The sequence below is a fragment of the Streptomyces broussonetiae genome, from assembly GCF_009796285.1.
GTDB classification, from domain to species: Bacteria; Actinomycetota; Actinomycetes; order Streptomycetales; family Streptomycetaceae; genus Streptomyces; species Streptomyces broussonetiae.
Genome location: NZ_CP047020.1, coordinates 2,162,834 through 2,184,993 on the forward strand (window position 1 = coordinate 2,162,834; position 22,160 = coordinate 2,184,993).

The following is a 22,160-nucleotide window of genomic DNA, read 5'->3' on the forward strand; positions in this document are numbered from 1 at the left end:
TACGCCCGTGGCCTCAGCCAGTACGACGGATGAGTGCCAGATACATCGCGTCGGTGCCGTGCAGATGCGGCCACAGCTGGACGTCCGGCCCGTCACCGAGCATCGGCACACCGGGCAGCAGCGGGCGCGCGTCGACCAGCTCCGTCTCCCGGCGCTGCTTGAGCACGTCGGCGACGACCGCCCGGGTCTCGGCGAGGTGCGGCGAGCAGGTGGCATAGCCGACGATCCCGCCGACGCGCACCGAGTCGAGCGCGGTGCGCAGCAGGGCACGCTGGAGCGGCGCGAAGTTCTCCAGGTCCTCCGGGCGGCGCCGCCAGCGGGCCTCGGGCCGCCTGCGCAGCGCGCCGAGACCCGTGCACGGCACGTCCATCAGCACACGGTCGAAGGTCCCGGGCCGCCACGGCGGCCGAGTGCCGTCGGCGGCGATGACCTGGTAGGGCCCAAGGTTGCCGGCCAGCGCCTTGGCGACCAGCCCCGCCCGGTGCGGCTGCTTCTCCGAGGCCAGCAGCGTGGCTCCGCGCTCGGCGGCGAGGGCGGCCAGCAACGCGGCCTTGCCGCCGGGCCCGGCGCACCCGTCGAGCCACTTCGTGTCGGACCCCTCGACGGGCGCGTTGGCGAGGGCCAGGGCGACCAGCTGGCTGCCCTCGTCCTGCACCCCGGCCCGTCCCTCGCGCACGGCCTCCACCGCGCCCGGCTCACCGCCCTCGGCGAGCCGCACGGCGTACGGCGACCAGCGCCCCGGCACGGCGGCCTCCTCACGCAGCAGCTCCTCGGCGGTGGCCCGCCCCGGACGGGCGACCAGGGTCACCTCGGGCCGCTCGTTGTCGGCCTCCAGCAGATCCTCGATACCGGCACGCCCGCCGCCCAGGGAGTCCCAGAGCGCGGAGACGACCCACCGGGGATGCGAGTGCACGACGGCGAGATGGTCCTCCGGATCCTCGTCGTACGGCGGCGCCACCTTCTCCAGCCACCCGTCGAGATCGTTCTGAGCCACCTTCCGCAGCACGGCGTTGACGAACTTGGCCCGCCCGTCGCCGAGCACCACCCGGGCCAGCTCCACGGAGGCCGACACTGCGGCATGCGTCGGGATCCGGGTTCCGAGCAGCTGGTGCGCGCCGAGGCTGAGCACGTCGAGCACCGGCGGGTCGACCTCGCGCAAGGGCCGGTCGACACACGCGGCGATCACGGCGTCGTACGTCCCCTGCCGCCGCAGCGTGCCGTACACCAACTCGGTGGCGAGAGCCGCGTCCCGGCCGTCGAAGTCCCCCTTCTCCCGCGCCTTGCGCAGCAATGGCGGCAACACGAGATTGGCGTACGCGTCCCGCTCGTCGACCGCGCGCAACGCCTCGAAGGCCAGGATGCGGACGGGATCCTTCTGCGGACGACGGTAGGGCTTGGCGGGCTTACGCGGCCGCCGGGACTGCTCACTCACGAAAAAGGTGCTCCGGATACGAAGAGAGGATGCAGGCTCCAGCCTACGTCCCGGCGACGCCGCACCGACGTTCCGGGGCACCGGCCTGCTGCACCCGCGGTCCCGGCACCAGGCCACCCCGCGGCCCCGTCACCCGTCGTCGGCCACCTGACATGCCCGTCACCCGTCGCCCGCGAAGGCACCACGCCCCTGCCGCTGGACGCCGGGCCTTCGGGCCTCAGCCGCCCAGCGTCTCGCTCTCGGCGATGCGCACCCCGCGGGCCCAGTCGGCCGCCCGCATCGGCTTCTTGCCCTGGGCCTGCACCCAGAGCAGCTCGACGGCGTACGAACCCGTTCCCACGTGCACGCTGTTCTTGCCGGCGGCCACCCGGCCCGGTGCGAGGTCGGTGCGCTCGGGCACCGGCGTGACCTGGATCAGCTTGAGCCGCTCGCCGCGGAAGGTGGTCCAGGCGCCGGGTGCCGGGGTGCAGCCGCGCACGACGCGGTCCACACGCAGCGCGGGCGCGGCCCAGTCCACCTGGGCGTCCTCGACGGTGATCTTGGGCGCGACGGTGATGCCGTCGGCCGGCTGCGGTACGGCCTTCAGGGTGCCGTCCTCGATGCCGTCCATGGTCGCGGCGAGCAGCCCGGCGCCGGCGAAGGCGAGCCGGGTGAGCAGGTCACCGCTGGTGTCGGTGGACCGGACCTCCTCGGTGACGGTGCCGTAGACGGGTCCGGAGTCGAGCCCTTCCTCGATGAGGAAGGTGGAGGCGCCGGTGATCTCGTCGCCCGCCATGATCGCGTGCTGCACGGGCGCCGCCCCGCGCCAGGCGGGCAGCAGCGAGAAGTGCAGATTGACCCAGCCGTGCGCCGGGATGTCGAGGGCCACCTTGGGCAGCAGGGCGCCGTAGGCGACGACCGGGCAGCAGTCCGGGGCGATCTCCTTCAGCCGCTCCAGGAACTCCGGGTCGCGCGGCTTGAGGGGCTTGAGCACCTCGATCCCTGCCTCCTCCGCCCGCTCGGCCACGGGCGACGCGACCAGCCTGCGCCCGCGTCCGGCCGGTGCGTCGGGCCGCGTGACGACGGCGGCCACCTCGTGCCTCCCGGAGGCGATCAGAGCGTCCAGGGCGGGAACTGCGACCTCGGGGGTACCGGCGAAGACGAGCTTCATGGGCGGGATCGGGCCTCTCGGGCGGGGGTTGGACGGGCAGCGCACCAGTCTATGACCACCGACGTGCGGACGCCGACGGCGAGCGATCCGCACAGGTTGTCCAGCCTGTCAGCCGACGGGAAACGGGCCGGCGCGCAGAAGGGAGGAGAACAATTCCGGCACCACAGACAGGCGCGCGCACGCCTGCCCGGCGTACGCATATGCCCGTACGCCCCCACCCCGTGACCAGCCGAGCGCACACGCGTTGGTCAAGAAAGAGTTGACCACATCGGGCCGCTTTCGCGGCCCAATTCCTTTCAACGCCGGTTCGAGAGGCTTGTTCATGGCCGACCACGCAACCCACGACGCCCAGGCCCGGGCCAGCCTGCACTTGCTGGTGCGGGACATCGAGCGGGTCCGCCGGCAGGTGGACGCACTGCGCACGCTCACCGCCCAACTGGGCAACGTCTACCGCCCTCGCCGCTCCGGCCCGTCCACAGGCTTCGTCGTCTACGGACGTGCCCCCGCCCCGACGGTCCGGCTCGCCCAGGAACTCCGCGACAGCGTGGAAACCCTGGTCACGGCCGCCGTGGACTTCGACCGCTCACTCGGCTTCTCGTGGGACGCCGTGGGCTCGGCGCTCGGAGTCACCAAGCAGGCGGTGCACCGCCGTTACGGCGCCCGCCGCGCGACGGCCCAGGCCGCCGCCGAGGCCGAGCGGGCGCCCGAGCCGTCCGGCACACGCACACTCAACGCCAACTCGGGCCTGCCGTCGGTGCCCACGGTCCCCGCGGCCCGCTCCATGCCCACCCAGCCGACCGCGGGCAGCCCCGCACTGCGCGACGAGGCCCGCCCGACGGCCTTCCCCGGTCCGCGCAACGGCTGACGCCCCGCTCTGCCCTCCCGGCCCCTTTCCGGGAGGGCAATCCTGTCTCGACGGCTCTCTCCCCCACGGCATCCCCCTGCTCCTCCCCTCAGCGGAACTGCCGGCCGGTCCGTCATTCGATCCGTCATCCGATGTCCGGCGGATCGACGCGCACCCGAACCGCCTCCCCGCTCCCGCTCCCCCGCGCCATCCGAGCGGCCTGCGCGGTCTTGAGCGCGAAGGCCAGCGCCGCCCCGCTCCCTGGCGGTACCCGGACCAGCGCCCGGTCCCAGTGCTCACCGGCGGGCGGCCCCCCGGGTCTACGTGGCCTGCCGGGCGGTGTCGGCGGCACGGGCACCGGCCCCAACACCTCGGCGTCCGGCGGCAGTTCGACCGAGGTCAGGAACTCGGCCACGGCCTCGGGCGGCCCGCTGACGGCCGCCATCCGGGACACCGGCGGGAAGCCCAGCTCGGCCCGCTCGGCCAGTTCCCTGACCGCATGCCCGACGGGGTCCCAGCGCACCAGCGCCTGCACCGGCCGCAGCGTCGGCTCGGCCACCACGACCACGGTGCCGCCCTCGCTCTGCGGCCGGACCAGCGCACCCGCCGCGATCCACCGGCGCAGCGCATCCTCACCGGCCCGCAGGTCGGGGCGTACGAGCATGGCCCAGCCGTCCAGCAGCAGGGCCGCCGCGTAACCGCCCTCGGCGACGGGTTCGGCGCCCGGGGTGCTCACCACCAGCGCGGGCGTGCCCGGGACGGTGTCCAGGACGTGTTCGCGCCCCGAGGTCCGCACCGGTACGGCGGGAAAGGCGCGGCCCAGTTCCTCGGCCGTCCGCCGCGCCCCCACGACCTGGGCGCGCAGCCGGAAGCCACCGCACTCCGGGCAGTGCCACGCGCCCTCGTCGCGTCCGCACCAGTCGCACCGCAGCACCCTCGCGTCCTGTCCCTGGAGCGGCCCTGAACAGTGCCGGCAGCGGGCGGGCGCCCGGCACTGGGCGCAGGCCATACGGGGTGCGTAGCCACGCCGGGGCACCTGCACTAGCACCGGCCCGTGCCGCAGCCCCTCCCGGGCCGCCTGCCAGGCGAGGGTCGGCAGCCGGGCGGCGCGGGCGGCCTCGTCACGCGCGAGGTCTTCGTCCCCGACCGTCCGGACCAGGGGCGCGGCCCGCCGTACCTCCTCGCGGCCGGCGACCAGCGGCCGGGCCCAGCCGCTCTCGACCAGCTGGGCGGCCTCCACCGTGCAGCCGAATCCACCGAGCAGGAAGGCGCACTTGTCCAGCGCGGCGCGCAGCAGCAGCACGTCGCGCGCGTGCGGCTGCGGGGCATGCTGCTCGCTGAGGTTGTCGTCGCCGTCGTCCCAGACGGCGACGAGCCCGAGATCCCGCACGGGCGCGAACATGGCCGCCCGCGTCCCGACAACGGCCCGTACGGATCCGCGCCGCACCGCGAGCCACTGCGCGTACCGCTTCTCGGGCCCCGCGTCGGCGGTGAGCAACGCATGCCGGCCCGCGCCGAGCAGCGCGGTGAGCGCGGCGTCGACCCGCGCGGCGGCCCGCCCGTCCGGTACGACGACGAGGGCGCCGCGGCCCGAGGCGAGCGTGGCGGCGACGGCCCGGGCCAGTTCCTCGCTCCACGACGGGCCCGGCAGCGCGTTCCAGACGGCCCTGGGTGCTCCGCCCGAGGCCAGCGCCTCGAGAAAGGCACCCCCGTGTTCGTACCGCGCCCAGGAGCCGGCGTCCGGGGCGTCCGGCGGTGGCAGCGGCACGGGCGACGGCCGCTGCTCGGCACGTGCACTGCGTGGCGGCACGGCCAGCTGGAGCACATCGGCGAGGCTCCCCGCGTAGCGGTCGGCGACGGCCCGGGCGAGGCCCAGCAGTTCCTCGCTCAGCACCGGCTCGGGCGACACGACCTGGGCGAGCGCGGCAAGGGGCCCGGAGTAGTCGGACTCGGCCCGGCGCTCGACGAGGAACCCGTCGATGAGCCCGCCGCCCTCGCGCCGCCCCTCGCGCACCCGGTGCCGTCCGGCTCCGAACCGCACCCGCACCCGCACTCCGGGCTGCGCCTGCGCGTCCAGTTCCTCGGGCACGGCGTAGTCGAAGTACCGGTCGAGGTGCAGTACCCCCTTGTCGACCAGCACCCGCGCGACGGGCAGCTCCTTGGCGAGCGCGGCCCCCCGCCAGGTGCGCGGCTTGGCACGCGGCGTCTTCGCCTCCCGCACGCTCTCCCGAATGAACGCGAGCTGCTCCGGCGGCGCACCCTCGGCGCCGCCGTCCCCTTCCGCTCGGAACACCCCGTTCTCGCTGCTCACGCTTGCATTCTTACCAAACCGCACTGACAACGGCCCCGGCCGCCGTGGGCCGCTGTGCACACGCCGAGGCCCGGCTCCCCCGAGGGAAGCCGGGCCTCGGCGAGAAGGAGGTGCCGGCTCAGAGGCCCGCGGCCTTGCGGAGGGCGTCCACGCGGTCGGTGCGCTCCCAGGTGAAGTCGGGCAGCTCACGGCCGAAGTGGCCGTAGGCCGCGGTCTGGGCGTAGATCGGGCGGAGCAGGTCGAGGTCACGGATGATCGCGGCCGGGCGCAGGTCGAAGACGGCGTCGATGGCCTTCTCGATCTTCTCGGTCTCGACCTTGTTGGTGCCGAAGGTCTCCACGAAGAGGCCGACGGGCTCGGCCTTGCCGATGGCGTACGCCACCTGGACCTCGCAGCGGGAGGCCAGGCCGGCCGCCACGACGTTCTTCGCCACCCAGCGCATCGCGTACGCGGCGGAGCGGTCCACCTTGGACGGGTCCTTGCCGGAGAAGGCTCCGCCACCGTGCCGGGCCATGCCGCCGTAGGTGTCGATGATGATCTTGCGGCCGGTCAGGCCGGCGTCGCCCATCGGGCCGCCGATCTCGAAACGGCCGGTCGGGTTGACCAGCAGGCGGTAGCCCTCGGTGTCCAGCTTGATGCCCTCGTCCAGCAGGGCCTTCAGCTCCGGCTCCACGACGAACTCGCGGATGTCGGGAGCGAGCAGCGACTCCAGGTCGATGTCGGAGGCGTGCTGCGAGGAGACGACGACCGTGTCGAGGCGGACGGCCTTGTCGCCGTCGTACTCGATGGTGACCTGCGTCTTGCCGTCGGGGCGCAGGTAGGGGATGGTGCCGTTCTTGCGGACCTCGGACAGGCGCTTGGACAGGCGGTGCGCCAGGAAGATCGGCAGCGGCATGAGGGTCGGCGTCTCGTCGGAGGCGTAGCCGAACATCAGGCCCTGGTCGCCCGCGCCCTGCTTGTCCAGCTCGTCCTCGTCGCCCTCGACCCGGGACTCGTAGGCCGTGTCCACGCCCTGCGCGATGTCCGGGGACTGCGCACCGATGGAGACCGACACGCCGCAGGAGGCGCCGTCGAAGCCCTTCTTGGAGGAGTCGTAGCCGATCTCGAGGATCTTGCCACGGACAAGGGTTGCGATGTCCGCGTAGGCCTTGGTCGTGACCTCGCCGGCCACATGCACGAGGCCGGTGGTGATCAGCGTCTCGACGGCGACCCGGGAGGTCGGGTCCTCCCGCAGAAGCGCGTCGAGAATGGTGTCGCTGATCTGGTCAGCGATCTTGTCGGGGTGACCCTCGGTCACGGACTCCGAGGTGAACAGGCGACGGGACACAACGCTCCCTGTGGTTGCAGCGGCTGCTGGCTGATCATTTGCAGTCGGCACGAGGGCTGCGCCCGGTGCCGACCCTGAACAGTTTATCGGTCGCGCTCGCGCTGTGGGTCACCGTCTCGCCTCTCGGGAGCGCTGTGACCTGCGGCACGGGCATTCTGCACAATGCCGGGCCGCCTTGGCCAGGGTCGCCACACGCGAATTGATCGCTTCTCGTGCGCGCCCCCAGCGGGTGCACACGAGACGCGCGCCGCTCAGCCCAGACGCTGTGCGACCAGGTCCCAGACGGTGTCACCCAGGGCTTCTTTCGGTCCGTACGGCACGAGGGTCTCGCTTCCGTCGGCGCCGAGCACAACGGCTTCGTTCTCCTCGGATCCGAACGTCTTGCGTTCTCCCACCTCGTTGACCACCAGCAGGTCACAGCCCTTACGGGCGAGCTTGGTGCGGCCGTTGGCGAGCACGTCGTCGGTCTCGGCGGCGAAGCCGACGATCACCTGGCCCGGGCGGGCGCGGTCGGCCGAAATCTCCGCGAGGATGTCCGGATTTCGCACCAGGACGATCGGGTCGGGGTCCTTGCCGTCCTTCTTCTTGATCTTCCCGGCGGCGTAGCTCGCCGGGCGGAAGTCGGCGACGGCGGCGGCCATGACGACCGCGTCGGCGTCCGCGGCCGCCTTCAGGACGGCCTCGCGCAGCTGGACGGCCGTGCCGACCGGGACGACGTCCACGCCCGCCGGGTCGGGCAGGCCCGTGTTGGCCGCGATCAGCGTGACGCGGGCACCACGGGCGGCGGCGGTACGGGCGAGGGCGTAGCCCTGCTTGCCGGAGGAGCGGTTGCCGAGGAAGCGGACCGGATCCAGGGGCTCGCGGGTGCCGCCGGCGGAGACGACGACATGCCGGCCCTCGAGGTCGGGTTCGGTACCGCCCCGGGCCAGCACGCGGCGGCAGACCTCGAAGATCTCGGCCGGGTCGGGCAGCCGGCCCTTGCCGGAGTCGGCGCCGGTGAGCCGGCCGACGGCGGGCTCGATGACGACGGCGCCGCGCCGGCGCAGGGTGGCCACGTTCTCCTGCGTGGCCGGGTGCTCCCACATCTCGGTGTGCATGGCGGGCGCGAAGACGACCGGACAGCGGGCGGTCAGGAGGGTGTTGGTCAGCAGGTCGTCGGCGAGGCCGTGGGCGGCCTTGGCGAGCGTGTCGGCCGTGGCGGGTGCGACGACCACGAGGTCGGCGTGCTGGCCGATGCGGACGTGCGGAACCTCGTGGACGTCGTCCCAGACCTCCGTCGAGACCGGGTTGCCCGACAGGGCGGACCAGGTGGCGGCGCCGACGAAGTGCAGCGCGGACGCGGTCGGGACGACACGGACGTCATGACCCGACTCCGTCAGCCTGCGCAGCAGCTCACAGGACTTGTAGGCGGCGATGCCGCCGCTGACCCCCAGGACGACCCTCGGCTTGTCCACCATCTCTCCCCGCATCTCTCCCCGGCTCAGCACCGTACGAGTCCATCACACACCACAGGCCCGGCAACGTGTTGCCGGGCCTGTGGATAAGTCGATCGCAGTCTGAAAGTACTACTGCAGAGGACTACTGGGCGGGGCCCTCGACGGCCTCGGACGTCAGCAGACCCGCGTTGATCTCGCGCAGGGCGATCGAGAGCGGCTTCTCGTGGACGTGCGTGTCGACGAGAGGACCGACGTACTCGAGGAGGCCCTCGCCGAGCTGGGAGTAGTACGCGTTGATCTGGCGGGCCCGCTTGGCGGCGTAGATCACGAGGCTGTACTTCGAGTCGGTGGCCTCAAGCAACTCGTCGATCGGCGGGTTGATGATGCCCTCGGGCGCGGTAATGGAAGAGGACACGCTCTACCTTCCGAAAGAGGGGAAAAGATCAGTCACGATCACACAATGTCCATCAAGGCTAGCAGCTCGCGCGCCACGTCCTCGACGGAGGTGTTGACCAAGGTCATGTCGAACTCCGGCTCGGCCGCCAACTCGGTCCTGGCCGCCTCAAGACGGCGCTCGATGACCTCGGGCGGCTCGGTGCCCCGGCCGGTCAGCCTGCGCACCAGCTCCTCCCAGGAGGGGGGAGCCAGGAACACCAGCCGGGCGTCGGACATCGACTCCCGGACCTGCCTGGCGCCCTGGAGATCGATCTCCAGCAGAACGGGCTCACCGTTCTCCAGCCGCTCCAGCACGGCCGCACGAGGCGTGCCGTAGCGGTTTCCGGCGAACTCGGCCCACTCCAGCAGTTCGCCGTTGGCGATCAGCTTGTCCATCTCCTCGTCGGTGACGAAGAAGTAGTGGACTCCGTGCTGCTCACCGGGGCGCGGCTTGCGGGTGGTGGCCGAGACCGAGAGCCAGACCTCGGGGTGTTCCTTGCGCATATGGGCGACGACCGTGCTCTTGCCGACCCCCGAGGGGCCGGAGAGCACGGTCAGCCGCGGACGTTCACTCATGCAGCGATTATTCCAGCAATCCCGGAGTGTCCGGGACTCCCGGCCCGTCGACGGACGGGCTCAGGAGCCGGTGCTGCCGAACTCACGCTCCAGGGAGGCGATCTGGTTGGAACCGAGACCCCGCACGCGGCGGCTCTCGGAGATACCCAGACGCTCCATGATCTGCTTGGCGCGGACCTTGCCCACGCCCGGCAGCGACTCGAGCAGCGCGGAGACCTTCATCTTGCCGATGACGTCGTTCTCCTGGCCCTGCTTGATGACCTCGTGCAGGGAGGCGCCGGAGTGCTTGAGTCGATTCTTGACCTCGGCCCGCTCCCGGCGAGCCGCGGCGGCCTTTTCGAGCGCGGCTGCGCGCTGTTCAGGGGTAAGGGGCGGAAGAGCCACGCCTACGTCACCTCGGATGTCGAACTGTCGGATACGGACCGGTGAGGAACCTAGTCGCCCCACACCTGGGGAGCCACGAGCAACACGCTGCCCGTTCTCCCCCACTGCCTGAAGGGCGTGGGAGGTGCCCCCACTGCTCGGAGACTAGCGGGCAAGTCCGCCAGAGTCAGCGAGAACAGCGGAAAAGTCCTGGTCAGCCTCCGTCAGGCCGGACATTTCAGACATAATGCCCCCGATTTGAGGATGTATTCACACTCAAGTCGCCGGGCTTGTGCCCGTCGGGGCACTCATCGGAGGACTCCGGAACCCTCGAGAAGGGCTCAGGGAGCCGCGACGACGGCCTGAATCTCCTCGGCGAAGCGCTCCGCGGTCGTGCGCAGCGCCCCGACGTCGGGACCGTGACGCAAAACACTCCGGCTGACGTTCGGCACGACGTTGCGCAGCGCCGACCCGAACACCTTCGGAAGGTCGGTCGCCGTCGCGCCCTGCGCGCCGACGCCGGGGGCGAGGAGCGGGCCGTTGATGGCGAGGTCGTACGACGACAGATCGCCGACCGTGGCCCCGACGACCGCGCCGAAGGAGCCCAGCGGCTCCTCCCCCGCGTTCTCGGCGGCCAGGTGGGCCAGCATCGTCGCGCCCACGCTGCGGCCGTCCGCGCGGACGGCGTGCTGCACCTCGGGGCCCTCCGGGTTCGAGGTCAGCGCCAGCACGAACAGACCGGCACCGCTCTGTCGGGCGAGCGCGACGGCCGGGGAGAGCGAGCCGTAGCCCAGGTACGGCGATACGGTCAGCGCGTCGCAGAACAGCGGGGCGTCCTTGTGCAGGTAGGCCTCCGCGTACCCGGCCATGGTCGAGCCGATGTCGCCGCGCTTGGCGTCCATCACGACCAGCGTGCCGGCCGCGCGCGCCTCGCGGACGACCGTCTCCAGGACGGCCACGCCGCGCGAGCCGAACCGCTCGAAGAAGGCGCTCTGCGGCTTCATCACGGCGACCCGGTCGGCGACGGCCTCGACGACCGTGCGGCTGAACCGCTCCAGGCCGGCCACGTCGTCGTCGAGGCCCCACTCCGCGAGCAGGGAGGCGTGCGGGTCGATGCCGACGCACAGCGGGCCGCGCTCGTCCATGGCGCGGCGCAGCCGGGCGCCGAAGGGCTCGTACGAGGTCGTGCTGGTCACCGGGGGTTCCTCACGTCGGCGCCGACCGCGTCGGCGAGGGTGGCGTAGGGGCTGGTGCGCAGGCGCGCGGCGAGGCCCTTGTGGATGGCACGGGACCAGAAGGGTCCCTCGTAGATGAAGGCGCTGTAGCCCTGGACCAGTGTGGCGCCCGCCAGGATGCGCTGCCAGGCGTCCTCGGCGGTCTCGATGCCGCCGACGCCCACCAGGGTGATCCGGTCGCCCACGCGCGCGTACAGGCGGCGCAGGACCTCCAGGGAGCGCTCCTTGAGCGGGGCGCCGGACAGGCCGCCGGTCTCCTGCACGATCGAGGGTGCCGAGCGCAGGCCGAGGCCCTCGCGCGCGATGGTGGTGTTCGTGGCGATGATGCCGTCCAGGCCCAGCTCCACGGCCAGGTCGGCGACGGCGTCGATGTCCTCGTCGGCGAGGTCCGGGGCGATCTTCACCAGCAGCGGGACGCGCCGGTTCGCCACCGTGCGGTCGGCGGCCTCGCGCACGGCGGTCAGCAGCGGGCGCAGCGCCTCGGTGGCCTGCAGATTGCGCAGACCGGGCGTGTTCGGCGAGGAGACGTTGACCACCAGGTAGTCGGCGTAGGGCGTGAGCCGCTCGGCGGACTTCACGTAGTCGCCGACGGCCTCCGCCTCCGGGACGACCTTGGTCTTGCCGATGTTGACGCCCACGACGGTGCTGAACACCGGCCGGCGGGTGGCGAGGCGGGCCGCCACGGCCAGCGAGCCGTCGTTGTTGAAGCCCATGCGGTTGATCAGCGCGCGGTCCGCGACCAGGCGGAACAGCCGCTTCTTGGGGTTGCCGGGCTGGGGCTCCCCCGTCACCGTGCCGATCTCGATGTGGTCGAAGCCCAGCATCGACATGCCGTCGATGGCGACGGCGTTCTTGTCGAAGCCCGCCGCGAGCCCGAAGGGGCCGTGCATGCGCAGCCCGAGGGCCTCGGTGCGCAGTTCCTCGTGGCGAGGCGCTAGGGCGGCCGCGACGAAGGTGCGCAGCACGGGGATGCGCACGGCCAGGCGGATCCAGCGGAAGGCCATGTGATGGGCCTTCTCGGCATCCATCCGTTTGAAAACCAGACGGAAGAAGAGCTTGTACATCCAGAAAGTCCTCAGGGGTCCTCGTGCAGAGGGGGACACCGTTTCCGGTGTCCCCCTCAGGGCTGCTAGTCGCGGGCCGCGGTCAGGTGTTCCGCGTGTTCCTGGAGCGAACGCACGCCCACGTCACCGTGGTTGAGCGCGTCGATGCCCTGGACGGCCGCCGCGAGGGCCTGGACCGTCGTCAGGCACGGCACCGAGCGGGCCACCGCGGCCGTACGGATGTCGTAGCCGTCGAGCCGGCCGCCCGTGCCGTACGGGGTGTTGACGATGAGGTCGACCTCGCCGTCGTGGATCAGCTGGACGATCGTCTTCTCGCCGTTCGGGCCCGTGCCCTCGGACTGCTTGCGCACGACGGTGGCGTTGATGCCGTTGCGCTTGAGGACCTCGGCGGTGCCGGAGGTGGCGAGCAGCTCGAAGCCGTGCGCGACCAGTTCACGCGCCGGGAAGATCATCGAGCGCTTGTCCCGGTTGGCGACCGAGATGAACGCCCGGCCCTTGGTGGGCAGCGGGCCGTAGGCCCCGGCCTGGGACTTGGCGTACGCCGTGCCGAAGACGGAGTCGATGCCCATGACCTCGCCGGTGGAGCGCATCTCCGGGCCGAGGACCGTGTCGACGCCACGGCCCTGGATGTCCCGGAAGCGCGACCACGGCATGACCGCCTCCTTGACGGAGATCGGCGCGTCCAGCGGCAGCTCGCCGCCGTCGCCGTGCGCCGGGAGCAGGCCCTCGGCCCGCAGCTCGGCGACGGTCGCGCCCAGCGAGATCCGCGCCGCGGCCTTGGCGAGCGGCACCGCGGTCGCCTTCGAAGTGAAGGGCACGGTGCGCGAGGCGCGCGGGTTGGCCTCCAAGACGTAGAGGATGTCACCCGCCATCGCGAACTGGATGTTGATCAGGCCGCGCACGCCGACGCCCTTGGCGATGGCCTCCGTCGAGGCGCGCAGGCGCTTGATGTCGAAGCCGCCGAGGGTGATCGGGGGCAGGGCGCACGCCGAGTCGCCGGAGTGGATGCCGGCCTCCTCGATGTGCTCCATGACGCCGCCGAGGTACAGCTCCTGGCCGTCGTAGAGGGCGTCGACGTCGATCTCGATCGCGTCGTCCAGGAAGCGGTCGACCAGGACCGGGCGGGAGGGGCTGATCTCGGTCGACTCGGCGATGTAGGAGGCGAGGCGGGTCTCGTCGTAGACGATCTCCATGCCGCGTCCGCCCAGGACGTACGACGGGCGGACCAGGACCGGGTAGCCGATCTCGTCGGCGATCGCCTTCGCCTCGTCGAAGGTGGTGGCGGTGCCGTGCTTGGGGGCGGGGAGACCGGCCTCGGCGAGGACCCGGCCGAAGGCCCCGCGGTCCTCGGCGGCGTGGATCGCCTCCGGCGACGTGCCGACGACCGGCACGCCGTTGTCCTTCAGCGCCTGGGACAGGCCCAGCGGGGTCTGGCCGCCCAGCTGCACGATCACGCCCGCCACCGGGCCGGCCTGCTGCTCGGCGTGGACGATCTCGAGGACGTCCTCCAGCGTCAGCGGCTCGAAGTACAGGCGGTCGGAGGTGTCGTAGTCGGTGGAGACGGTCTCCGGGTTGCAGTTGACCATCACCGTCTCGTAGCCCGCGTCGCTCAGCGCGAAGGAGGCGTGGACACAGGAGTAGTCGAACTCGATGCCCTGGCCGATGCGGTTCGGGCCGGAGCCGAGGATGATCACGGCGGGCTTCTTACGGGACGCGACCTCGGTCTCCTCGTCGTAGGACGAGTAGAAGTACGGCGTCTTCGCGGCGAACTCGGCGGCACAGGTGTCGACCGTCTTGTAGACCGGGCGGATGCCGAGGGCGTGCCGGACCTCGCGGACGACTTCCTCGCGCAGGCCGCGGATCTCGGCGATCTGCTGGTCGGAGAAGCCGTGCCGCTTGGCCTCGGCGAGCAGTTCCCCGGTCAGCTCGGGCGCCTCGGCCAGCTCGTCCGCGATCTCCTTGATCAGGAAGAGCTGGTCCACGAACCACGGGTCGATCTTCGTGTACTCGAAGACCTCCTCGGGCGTGGCGCCCGCGCGGATGGCCTGCATGACCGTGTTGATCCGGCCGTCGGTGGGCCGCACGGCCTCGCGGAGCAGGGCCTGCTTGTCGCCGGGCGCGCCGACGAAGGTGAACTGGCTGCCCTTCTTCTCCAGCGAGCGCAGAGCCTTCTGGAAGGCCTCGGGGAAGTTGCGGCCGATGGCCATGGCCTCGCCGACCGACTTCATCGTGGTGGTCAGCGTGGAGTCGGCCTGCGGGAACTTCTCGAACGCGAACCGCGGGGCCTTGACGACCACGTAGTCGAGGGTCGGCTCGAAGGAGGCCGGGGTCTCCTGCGTGATGTCGTTGGGGATCTCGTCCAGCGTGTAGCCGACGGCCAGCTTGGCGGCGATCTTCGCGATCGGGAAGCCGGTGGCCTTGGAGGCGAGCGCCGAGGACCGCGACACGCGCGGGTTCATCTCGATGACGATCACGCGACCGTCCTCGGGGTTCACCGCGAACTGGATGTTGCAGCCGCCGGTGTCGACACCGACCTCGCGGATGACGGCGATGCCGATGTCGCGCAGGATCTGGTACTCGCGGTCGGTCAGCGTCATTGCGGGCGCGACGGTGATCGAGTCACCGGTGTGCACGCCCATCGGGTCGAAGTTCTCGATGGAGCAGACGACCACGACGTTGTCGTGCTTGTCGCGCATCAGCTCCAGCTCGTACTCCTTCCAGCCGAGGATGGACTCCTCCAGGAGCACCTCGGTGGTCGGGGAGAGCGTGAGGCCCTGGCCGGCGATACGGCGCAGCTCCTCCTCGTCGTGCGCGAAGCCGGAGCCGGCGCCGCCCATGGTGAAGGACGGGCGGACGACGACCGGGTAGCCGCCGAGGGTCTCGACGCCCTGGAGGACGTCGTCCATGGAGTGGCAGATGACCGAGCGGGCGGACTCGCCGTGGCCGGTCTTGAGCCGGACCTCCTCCACGACGCCCTTGAACAGGTCGCGGTCCTCGCCCTTGTGGATGGCCTCGGGCTTGGCGCCGATCAGCTCGACCCCGTACTTCTCCAGGACACCGTTCTCGTGCAGCGAGATCGCGGTGTTCAGGGCCGTCTGGCCGCCCAGGGTGGGCAGCAGGGCGTCGGGGCGCTCCTTGGCGATGATCTTCTCGACGAACTCCGGGGTGATCGGCTCGACGTAGGTCGCGTCGGCGATCTCCGGGTCGGTCATGATCGTCGCCGGGTTGGAGTTGACCAGGACGACGCGCAGGCCCTCGGCCTTGAGCACGCGGCACGCCTGGGTGCCGGAGTAGTCGAACTCGGCGGCCTGGCCGATGACGATCGGGCCGGAGCCGATGACCAGGACGGACTGGATATCGGTGCGCTTAGGCACGCTGGCCCTCCATCAGGGAAACGAAGCGGTCGAACAGGTAGGCGGCGTCGTGCGGGCCCGCTGCCGCTTCGGGGTGGTACTGGACGGAGAAGGCCGGCTGGTCGAGCAGCTGCAGCCCCTCCACCACGTCGTCGTTCAGGCAGACGTGCGAGACCTCGGCGCGGCCGAACTTCGTCTCGCTGACCCGGTCGAGCGGCGCGTCCACGGCGAAGCCGTGGTTGTGCGCGGTGACCTCGACCTTGCCCGTCGTACGGTCCTGCACCGGCTGGTTGATGCCCCGGTGGCCGTACTTGAGCTTGTAGGTGCCGAAGCCGAGGGCGCGGCCGAGGATCTGGTTGCCGAAGCAGATGCCGAACAGCGGCGTCCTGCGCTCCAGGACGGCGGTCATCAGCGCGACCGGCCCCTCGGCAGTGGCCGGGTCACCGGGACCGTTGGAGAAGAACACGCCGTCCGGGTTGACGGCGTAGATCTCGTCGGCGGTGGCGGTCGCGGGCAGCACGTGCACCTCGATGCCGCGCTCGGCCATGCGGTGCGGGGTCATGCCCTTGATGCCGAGGTCGATCGCGGCGACGGTGAACTTCTTCTCGCCGATCGCCGGAACGACGTACGCATCCTTGGTCGCGACCTCCTCGTACAGGCTCGCGCCCTTCATGTGCGGCTGGGCCTGCACCCGCGTGAGCAGCTCGGACTCGGCCGCGATCGCCTCGCCGGAGAAGATGCCGGCGCGCATCGAGCCGCGCTCGCGCAGGTGGCGGGTGAGGGCGCGGGTGTCGATGCCGGAGATGCCGACCACGTTCTGCGCGACCAGCTCGTCGTCCAGGGAGCGCTTGGCCCGCCAGTTGGACGGCACGCGCGCGGGGTCGCGCACGACGTAGCCGGAGACCCAGATGCGGCTCGACTCGTCGTCCTCGTCGTTCCAGCCGGTGTTGCCGATCTGGGGGGCCGTCGCGACGACGATCTGGCGGTCGTACGACGGGTCGGTCAGGGTCTCCTGGTAGCCGGTCATGCCGGTGGAGAACACGGCCTCGCCGAAGGTCTCCCCCACGGCCCCGTAGGCGCGGCCGCGGAAGATGCGGCCGTCCTCCAGGACGAGTACGGCGGGAACCCTGGCAGCTCCCCTGGTGGAGGTCGTCATCGTGCGCCTTCCGTGTCGTTGATCATGTGGTTCAGGGTGTCGGCCCACTCGGTGTGCTCGGCCGCGCGCTCGGAGCGGAAGCCCGAGTCGATCAGCTTGTCGCCGAGCGCCCAGGTCACCACCAGCAGGCCGCCCTCGGGGAGGACCTTGCCGGCGATGGCCCTGTCCAGCCGGGCGCCGCGCAGTGCGTCGACGGGGATGAAGAAGTCGGACGCTCCGGAACGCTCGACCTCCAGGCCCGCCTCCGTCAGGGTGAGCTCGGCCCGGCTGCGGGTGCCCAGGCCGTGGGCCACGATGCGGTCCAGCCACTGCCCGGCGGTGGTGGAGCCGTGGTAGCGACCGCTCATGCTCAGTTTCGCCGGGCCGGTCCCGTCCGGCGCGCTGGGCGGCTCCGGCAGGTCGCTCTGGAGCGTGCCGCGCCACTTCCAGCCCTCACGCATCAGCCAGTAGACGAGCGCGATGAAGAGCGCGAGTCCGACGAGCCAGCCGATGCGGTCCGACCAGTCGGTGACGGCGGCCGACTTCTTGGCCTCCGCGAGCAGGATGAGAGGAGTCACGTGAGCTTCCCGTCGACGAGCGTGGCCTTGCCCCGCAGCCACGTGTGCGTCACACGGCCCGGCAGCCGGCGCCCCTCGTAGGGGGTGTTGCGGCTGCGCGAGGCGAAGCCCGCGGGGTCCACCTGGCCACGGTATTCCGTGTCGACAAGGGTGAGGTTGGCGGGCTCACCAGCCGAGACGGGACGGCCGTGCCCGGTGGCCTGTCCGATCTGCGCGGGCTTGACGGACATACGGTCGGCGACGCCGGCCCAGTCCAGCAGGCCCGTGTCGACCATGGTCTCCTGGACCACTGACAACGCGGTCTCCAGGCCCACCATCCCCATGGCGGCCGCGGCCCACTCGCAGTCCTTGTCCTCGTGCGGGTGCGGGGCGTGGTCGGTGGCGACGATGTCGATCGTGCCGTCGGCGAGCGCCGTGCGCAGGGCGTGCACGTCCCGCTCGGTGCGCAGCGGCGGGTTGACCTTGTAGACGGGGTTGTACGTGCGCACCAGCTCGTCGGTGAGGAGCAGGTGGTGCGGGGTGACCTCGGCGGTGACGGCGATGCCGCGGGACTTGGCCCAGCGGACGATCTCGACGCTGCCGGCGGTCGACAGGTGGCAGATGTGGACGCGGGAGCCGACGTGCTCGGCGAGCAGGACGTCCCGGGCGATGATCGATTCCTCGGCCACCGCCGGCCAGCCCCCGAGCCCCAGCTCGGCCGAGACGACGCCCTCGTTCATCTGGGCGCCCTCGGTCAGGCGCGGCTCCTGGGCGTGCTGGGCGACGACACCGCCGAAGGCCTTCACGTACTCCAGCGCCCGGCGCATGATCACGGCGTCGTCCACGCACTTGCCGTCGTCGGAGAAGACGGTGACCCCGGCGGCCGACTCGTGCATGGCGCCCAGCTCAGCGAGCTTCTTGCCCTCCAGGCCGACGGTGACGGCGCCGATGGGCTGTACGTCGCAGTAGCCGTGCTCCTGGCCGAGCCGGTAGACCTGCTCGACGACACCGGCGGTGTCGGCGACGGGGAAGGTGTTGGCCATGGCGAACACGGCGGTGTAGCCGCCGGACGCGGCCGCGCGGGTGCCGGTCAGAACCGTCTCGGAGTCCTCGCGGCCCGGCTCGCGCAGGTGCGTGTGCAGGTCGACCAGGCCGGGGAGCAGCACCTTGCCGGTGGCCTCCACGACCTGCGCGCCGTCGGCGCTCAGACCGGTACCCACCTCGGCAATGACCTCGCCGTCGATCAGCACGTCCTGCGGCTCGCCGCCGAGCACCTTCGCACCACGGATCAGGATCTTGCTCATGGGTCTTACTTCTCCTCGTTGGTGCGGGCGTTGGGGACGGCGGGTTCGTTGCCGCCGAGCAGCAGGTACAGCACGGCCATGCGGATGGAGACGCCGTTGGCGACCTGCTCGACGACGGTGCAGCGGTCGGAGTCGGCGACCTCGGCGGTGATCTCCATGCCGCGCACCATCGGGCCGGGGTGCATCACGATGGCGTGCTCGGGCATCTTCGCCATGCGCTCGCCGTCGAGGCCGTAGCGGCGCGAGTACTCGCGCTCGGTCGGGAAGAAGGCGGCGTTCATACGCTCGCGCTGGACGCGCAGCATCATCACCGCGTCGGACTTCGGCAGCGTGCTGTCGAGGTCGTACGACACCTCGCACGGCCAGGTCTCGACGCCGACCGGCACCAGGGTGGGCGGGGCGACCAGGGTGACCTCGGCGCCGAGGGTGTGCAGCAGGTCGACGTTGGAGCGGGCGACCCGGCTGTGCAGGACGTCGCCGACGATGGTGATGCGCCTGCCGGACAGGTCCTTGCCGAGGCCGGTGTCACGGCCGACCAGCCGGCGGCGCATGGTGAACGCGTCCAGCAGGGCCTGGGTGGGGTGCTGGTGGGTGCCGTCGCCCGCGTTGATGACGGCCGCGTCGATCCAGCCGGAGTTGGCGAGGCGGTACGGGGCTCCGGAGGCGCCGTGCCGGATGACGACGGCGTCGACGCCCATCGCCTCGAGGGTCTGCGCGGTGTCCTTCAGGGACTCGCCCTTGGAGACGCTCGAACCCTTGGCGGTGAAGTTGATGACGTCGGCGGACAGGCGCTTCTCTGCGGCTTCGAAGGAGATACGCGTGCGCGTGGAGTCTTCGAAGAAGAGGTTCACGACGGTGCGGCCGCGCAGGGTCGGCAACTTCTTGATCGGCCGGTCGGCGACCCGGGCCATCTCCTCGGCGGTGTCGAGGATCAGGACGGCGTCGTCGCGGGTGAGGTCGGCGGCCGAGATGAGATGACGCTGCATCTGTCAGGCTCCGTAAGGCAGTTCATTCGGGAGATTTGGGGCAAACAGGAGCGCGTGCGGGTACGCCTGAGCGGACTTGCGCGCCTGATCTGCTACTGGTCGGTCTGCTTCACACCGAGCAGCACGGTGTCGCGACCGTCCTCCTCGGCGAGTTGGACCTTGACCGTCTCCCGCAGCGACGTGGGGAGGTTCTTGCCGACGTAGTCGGCACGGATCGGCAGTTCGCGGTGGCCCCGGTCGACCAGGACCGCGAGTTGCACCGCGCGCGGGCGCCCGATGTCGTTCAGGGCGTCCAGGGCCGCGCGGATGGTGCGGCCGGAGAAGAGCACGTCGTCGACGAGGACGACCAGCTTGCCGTCGATGCCGTCACCGGGGATCTCGGTGCGGGCCAGCGCACGCGGCGGGTGCATGCGCAGGTCGTCGCGGTACATGGTGATGTCGAGGGAGCCGACCGGGATCTTGCGGTCGGTGATCTGCGCCAGCTTGACGGCGAGCCGCTGGGCGAGGAAGACGCCCCGGGTCGGAATGCCGAGCAGCACCACGTCGTCGGCGCCCTTGGCGCGCTCCACGATCTCGTGGGCGATACGGGTCAGCACCCGCGCGATGTCGGGACCCTCGAGAACGGGCCGCGCATCGGACGTCTGCGGAAGCGCAGACGAGTCATGCATGTCCATACGAAACGGACCTCCTTCTCCGCCTCACGGGACGGACCTTAAAGGACGTCGGATTTGCGCCATCCACGGTAGCAGGTCGCGGAACGGGCCCCGATCACCCCCTTGGCCTAATCGGCTGCCGCTACCACGGAAGAGTCGGTGTGGACCATTCGGCTTGACGCAGAAGAGTCACGCTGCGTAACCTCACAGTGAGTTACCAGCCGCGCGGCGGGCAACAGCGCCGGCCGCGTCGACACAGTGTCCGGGGAGCTATATGTCCAGCGAATACGCCAAACAGCTCGGGGCCAAGCTCCGGGCCATCCGCACCCAGCAGGGCCTTTCCCTCCACGGTGTCGAGGAGAAGTCCCAGGGGCGCTGGAAGGCCGTGGTGGTCGGGTCCTACGAGCGTGGCGACCGTGCGGTGACCGTGCAGCGGCTCGCCGAGCTGGCTGATTTCTATGGCGTTCCGGTGCAGGAGCTGCTTCCGGGCACCACGCCGGGCGGCGCCGCCGAGCCGCCGCCGAAGCTGGTCCTGGACCTGGAGCGGCTGGCCACCGTGCCGGCCGAGAAGGCGGGCCCTCTGCAGCGCTACGCGGCGACGATCCAGTCCCAGCGCGGTGACTACAACGGCAAGGTGCTCTCCATCCGCCAGGACGACCTGCGCACCCTGGCCGTCATCTACGACCAGTCCCCCTCGGTCCTGACCGAGCAGCTGATCAGCTGGGGCGTCCTGGACGCGGACGCCCGGCGCGCGGTGGCCACGCACGAAGAGGCCTGAGCCGCTCAGCACCTGCGCAGAAACGTGCCGCCGGGGCGGCCGGAACCGCATGGTTCCGGCCGCCCCGGCGGCGTTTGGCGTGGTGCGGGCACGTGGTGCAGGCACATGGCGCGGGCGCCACGCCGCGGTGGCCGGCACACAGAAACGCTGGAGGGCCCACAGCAGCCTCGCTGCGGGCCCTCCCGGCATGTCGTACCGGCTTATGCCTCGTCGCGGCGCAGCGAGGGCTTCAGCTCCTTCAGACGGCCCAGCAGGCCGTTGACGAACGCGGGCGAATCGTCCGTGGAGAACTCCTTCGCCAGCTGCACCATCTCGTCCAGGACGACGGCGTCCGGGGTCGCGTCGACCCAGATCAGCTCGTACGCGCCCAGCCGCAGGATGTTGCGGTCCACGACCGGCATCCGGTCGAGCGTCCAGCCGACCGCGTACTGGGCGATCAGCTCGTCGATGCGCTTCGCGTGCTCGGCATAGCCCTCGACCAGCTGCATCGTGTACTCGCTGACCGGAGGCTGCCGGGTGTCGGACCGGGACAGCCGGACCCAGTCCGCAAGGACCGTCAGGACGTCGGCGCCGCGCTGGTCGCCCTCGAAGAGGATCTGGAAGGCGCGCTTGCGGGCCGTGTTGCGGGCAGCCACGGTTAGCTGTTCACCCGGCCGAGGTAGTCGCTCGTACGGGTGTCGACCTTGATCTTCTCACCGGTGGTGATGAAGAGCGGGACCTGGATCTGGTGGCCGGTCTCCAGGGTGGCGGGCTTGGTGCCACCGGTGGAGCGGTCACCCTGGACACCCGGCTCGGTCTCCTGGATCACCAGCTCGACGGCGGCCGGCAGCTCGACGAAGAGCACCTCGCCCTCGTGCTGCGCGACGGTGGCGGTGAAGCCCTCGATCAGGAAGTTCGCGGCGTCGCCGACGGCCTTGCGGTCGATCATCAGCTGGTCATACGTGTCCATGTCCATGAAGACGAAGTACTCGCCGTCCATGTACGAGAACTGCATGTCGCGCTTGTCGACGGTGGCCGTTTCGACCTTGACGCCGGCGTTGAAGGTCTTGTCGACCACCTTGCCGGACAGCACGTTCTTGAGCTTGGTGCGCACGAAGGCCGGGCCCTTGCCGGGCTTGACGTGCTGGAACTCGACGACGGACCAGAGCTGGCCGCCTTCGAGCTTGAGCACCATGCCGTTCTTGAGGTCGTTCGTGGAAGCCACGGTTGCGGAATCTCCTG

Annotated in this window: 20 protein-coding genes; 2 read left to right on the top strand and 18 right to left on the bottom strand. The window is 71.1% G+C overall.

Annotated elements, in window-relative coordinates:
- Positions 1–13 precede the first annotated feature (13 nt).
- Together GQF42_RS09945 and fmt are read right to left on the bottom strand one after the other, a co-directional pair.
- Complete coding sequence (locus GQF42_RS09945) at positions 14–1,432, bottom strand: RsmB/NOP family class I SAM-dependent RNA methyltransferase (RefSeq protein WP_158919280.1); 1,419 nt, start codon at positions 1,430–1,432, stop codon at positions 14–16.
- Positions 1,433–1,649: 217 nt separating this feature from the next.
- A complete protein-coding gene (gene fmt / locus GQF42_RS09950) occupies positions 1,650–2,582 on the bottom strand; it encodes a methionyl-tRNA formyltransferase (protein WP_158919281.1) in 933 nt (310 codons plus the stop codon).
- A gap of 322 nt (positions 2,583–2,904) precedes the next feature.
- Here fmt and GQF42_RS09955 point away from each other — a divergent pair, with 322 nt between their 5' ends.
- Positions 2,905–3,447, top strand: a complete 543-nt coding sequence (locus GQF42_RS09955) for a hypothetical protein (protein WP_158919282.1) — start codon at positions 2,905–2,907, stop codon at positions 3,445–3,447.
- A 124-nt stretch (positions 3,448–3,571) separates the two neighbouring features.
- Here the strand turns inward: GQF42_RS09955 and GQF42_RS09960 are convergent, their stop codons facing one another.
- The 14 genes from GQF42_RS09960 to pyrR all read right to left on the bottom strand — a co-directional run bounded on the left by GQF42_RS09960 (position 3,572) and on the right by pyrR (position 20,182).
- Positions 3,572–5,737 (bottom strand): primosomal protein N', encoded by a 2,166-nt coding sequence (locus GQF42_RS09960; protein WP_158919283.1) that lies wholly within the window; start codon positions 5,735–5,737, stop codon positions 3,572–3,574.
- Between the two features lie 118 nt (positions 5,738–5,855).
- Entirely contained in the window at positions 5,856–7,064 is a 1,209-nt protein-coding gene (gene metK / locus GQF42_RS09965; RefSeq protein ID WP_158919284.1) for a methionine adenosyltransferase, read from the bottom strand.
- A 251-nt stretch (positions 7,065–7,315) separates the two neighbouring features.
- Positions 7,316–8,518: a bifunctional phosphopantothenoylcysteine decarboxylase/phosphopantothenate--cysteine ligase CoaBC gene (gene coaBC / locus GQF42_RS09970; protein WP_158929980.1), complete on the bottom strand. Its 1,203-nt coding sequence runs from the start codon at positions 8,516–8,518 to the stop codon at positions 7,316–7,318.
- A 124-nt stretch (positions 8,519–8,642) separates the two neighbouring features.
- A complete protein-coding gene (gene rpoZ, locus GQF42_RS09975) occupies positions 8,643–8,915 on the bottom strand; it encodes a DNA-directed RNA polymerase subunit omega (RefSeq protein ID WP_003982715.1) in 273 nt (90 codons plus the stop codon).
- Positions 8,916–8,953: 38 nt separating this feature from the next.
- On the bottom strand, positions 8,954–9,511 hold the full coding sequence (gene gmk, locus GQF42_RS09980; RefSeq protein ID WP_158919285.1) for a guanylate kinase: 558 nt from the start codon (positions 9,509–9,511) through the stop codon (positions 8,954–8,956).
- A 60-nt stretch (positions 9,512–9,571) separates the two neighbouring features.
- Positions 9,572–9,895: an integration host factor gene (locus GQF42_RS09985; protein ID WP_003977346.1), complete on the bottom strand. Its 324-nt coding sequence runs from the start codon at positions 9,893–9,895 to the stop codon at positions 9,572–9,574.
- A 320-nt stretch (positions 9,896–10,215) separates the two neighbouring features.
- Complete coding sequence (gene pyrF / locus GQF42_RS09990; RefSeq protein ID WP_267906136.1) at positions 10,216–11,070, bottom strand: orotidine-5'-phosphate decarboxylase; 855 nt, start codon at positions 11,068–11,070, stop codon at positions 10,216–10,218.
- Positions 11,067–12,173, bottom strand: a complete 1,107-nt coding sequence (locus tag GQF42_RS09995; RefSeq protein WP_158919286.1) for a quinone-dependent dihydroorotate dehydrogenase — start codon at positions 12,171–12,173, stop codon at positions 11,067–11,069. The genes pyrF and GQF42_RS09995 overlap by 4 nt, the downstream gene beginning before the upstream one ends.
- A gap of 65 nt (positions 12,174–12,238) precedes the next feature.
- A complete protein-coding gene (gene carB, locus GQF42_RS10000; RefSeq protein WP_158919287.1) occupies positions 12,239–15,547 on the bottom strand; it encodes a carbamoyl-phosphate synthase large subunit in 3,309 nt (1,102 codons plus the stop codon).
- Positions 15,540–16,682, bottom strand: a complete 1,143-nt coding sequence (gene carA, locus GQF42_RS10005; protein ID WP_158919288.1) for a glutamine-hydrolyzing carbamoyl-phosphate synthase small subunit — start codon at positions 16,680–16,682, stop codon at positions 15,540–15,542. The genes carB and carA overlap by 8 nt, the downstream gene beginning before the upstream one ends.
- The gene (locus GQF42_RS10010) at positions 16,679–17,239 is read right to left on the bottom strand and encodes a PH-like domain-containing protein (RefSeq protein ID WP_158919289.1); all 561 of its coding nucleotides are present in this window, start codon (positions 17,237–17,239) and stop codon (positions 16,679–16,681) included. The genes carA and GQF42_RS10010 overlap by 4 nt, the downstream gene beginning before the upstream one ends.
- Positions 17,236–18,522, bottom strand: a complete 1,287-nt coding sequence (locus tag GQF42_RS10015; protein ID WP_158919290.1) for a dihydroorotase — start codon at positions 18,520–18,522, stop codon at positions 17,236–17,238. The genes GQF42_RS10010 and GQF42_RS10015 overlap by 4 nt, the downstream gene beginning before the upstream one ends.
- Before the next feature lie 5 nt (positions 18,523–18,527).
- The gene (locus GQF42_RS10020; protein ID WP_158919291.1) at positions 18,528–19,508 is read right to left on the bottom strand and encodes an aspartate carbamoyltransferase catalytic subunit; all 981 of its coding nucleotides are present in this window, start codon (positions 19,506–19,508) and stop codon (positions 18,528–18,530) included.
- Positions 19,509–19,600: 92 nt separating this feature from the next.
- Entirely contained in the window at positions 19,601–20,182 is a 582-nt protein-coding gene (gene pyrR, locus GQF42_RS10025) for a bifunctional pyr operon transcriptional regulator/uracil phosphoribosyltransferase PyrR (RefSeq protein ID WP_158919292.1), read from the bottom strand.
- Positions 20,183–20,435: 253 nt separating this feature from the next.
- Between pyrR and bldD the strand changes: the two genes are divergently transcribed.
- Positions 20,436–20,939 (top strand): transcriptional regulator BldD, encoded by a 504-nt coding sequence (gene bldD / locus GQF42_RS10030; RefSeq protein WP_014671524.1) that lies wholly within the window; start codon positions 20,436–20,438, stop codon positions 20,937–20,939.
- A gap of 200 nt (positions 20,940–21,139) precedes the next feature.
- On the opposite strand, the gene nusB is transcribed toward bldD, so the two are convergent.
- Together nusB and efp are read right to left on the bottom strand one after the other, a co-directional pair.
- The gene (gene nusB / locus GQF42_RS10035) at positions 21,140–21,574 is read right to left on the bottom strand and encodes a transcription antitermination factor NusB (RefSeq protein WP_158919293.1); all 435 of its coding nucleotides are present in this window, start codon (positions 21,572–21,574) and stop codon (positions 21,140–21,142) included.
- 2 nt (positions 21,575–21,576) lie between these two features.
- Positions 21,577–22,143 carry an elongation factor P gene (gene efp, locus GQF42_RS10040; protein WP_158919294.1) on the bottom strand — a complete coding sequence of 189 codons (567 nt, stop codon included), beginning with the start codon at positions 22,141–22,143 and terminating at the stop codon, positions 21,577–21,579.
- Between the last annotated feature and the right edge of the window lie 17 nt (positions 22,144–22,160).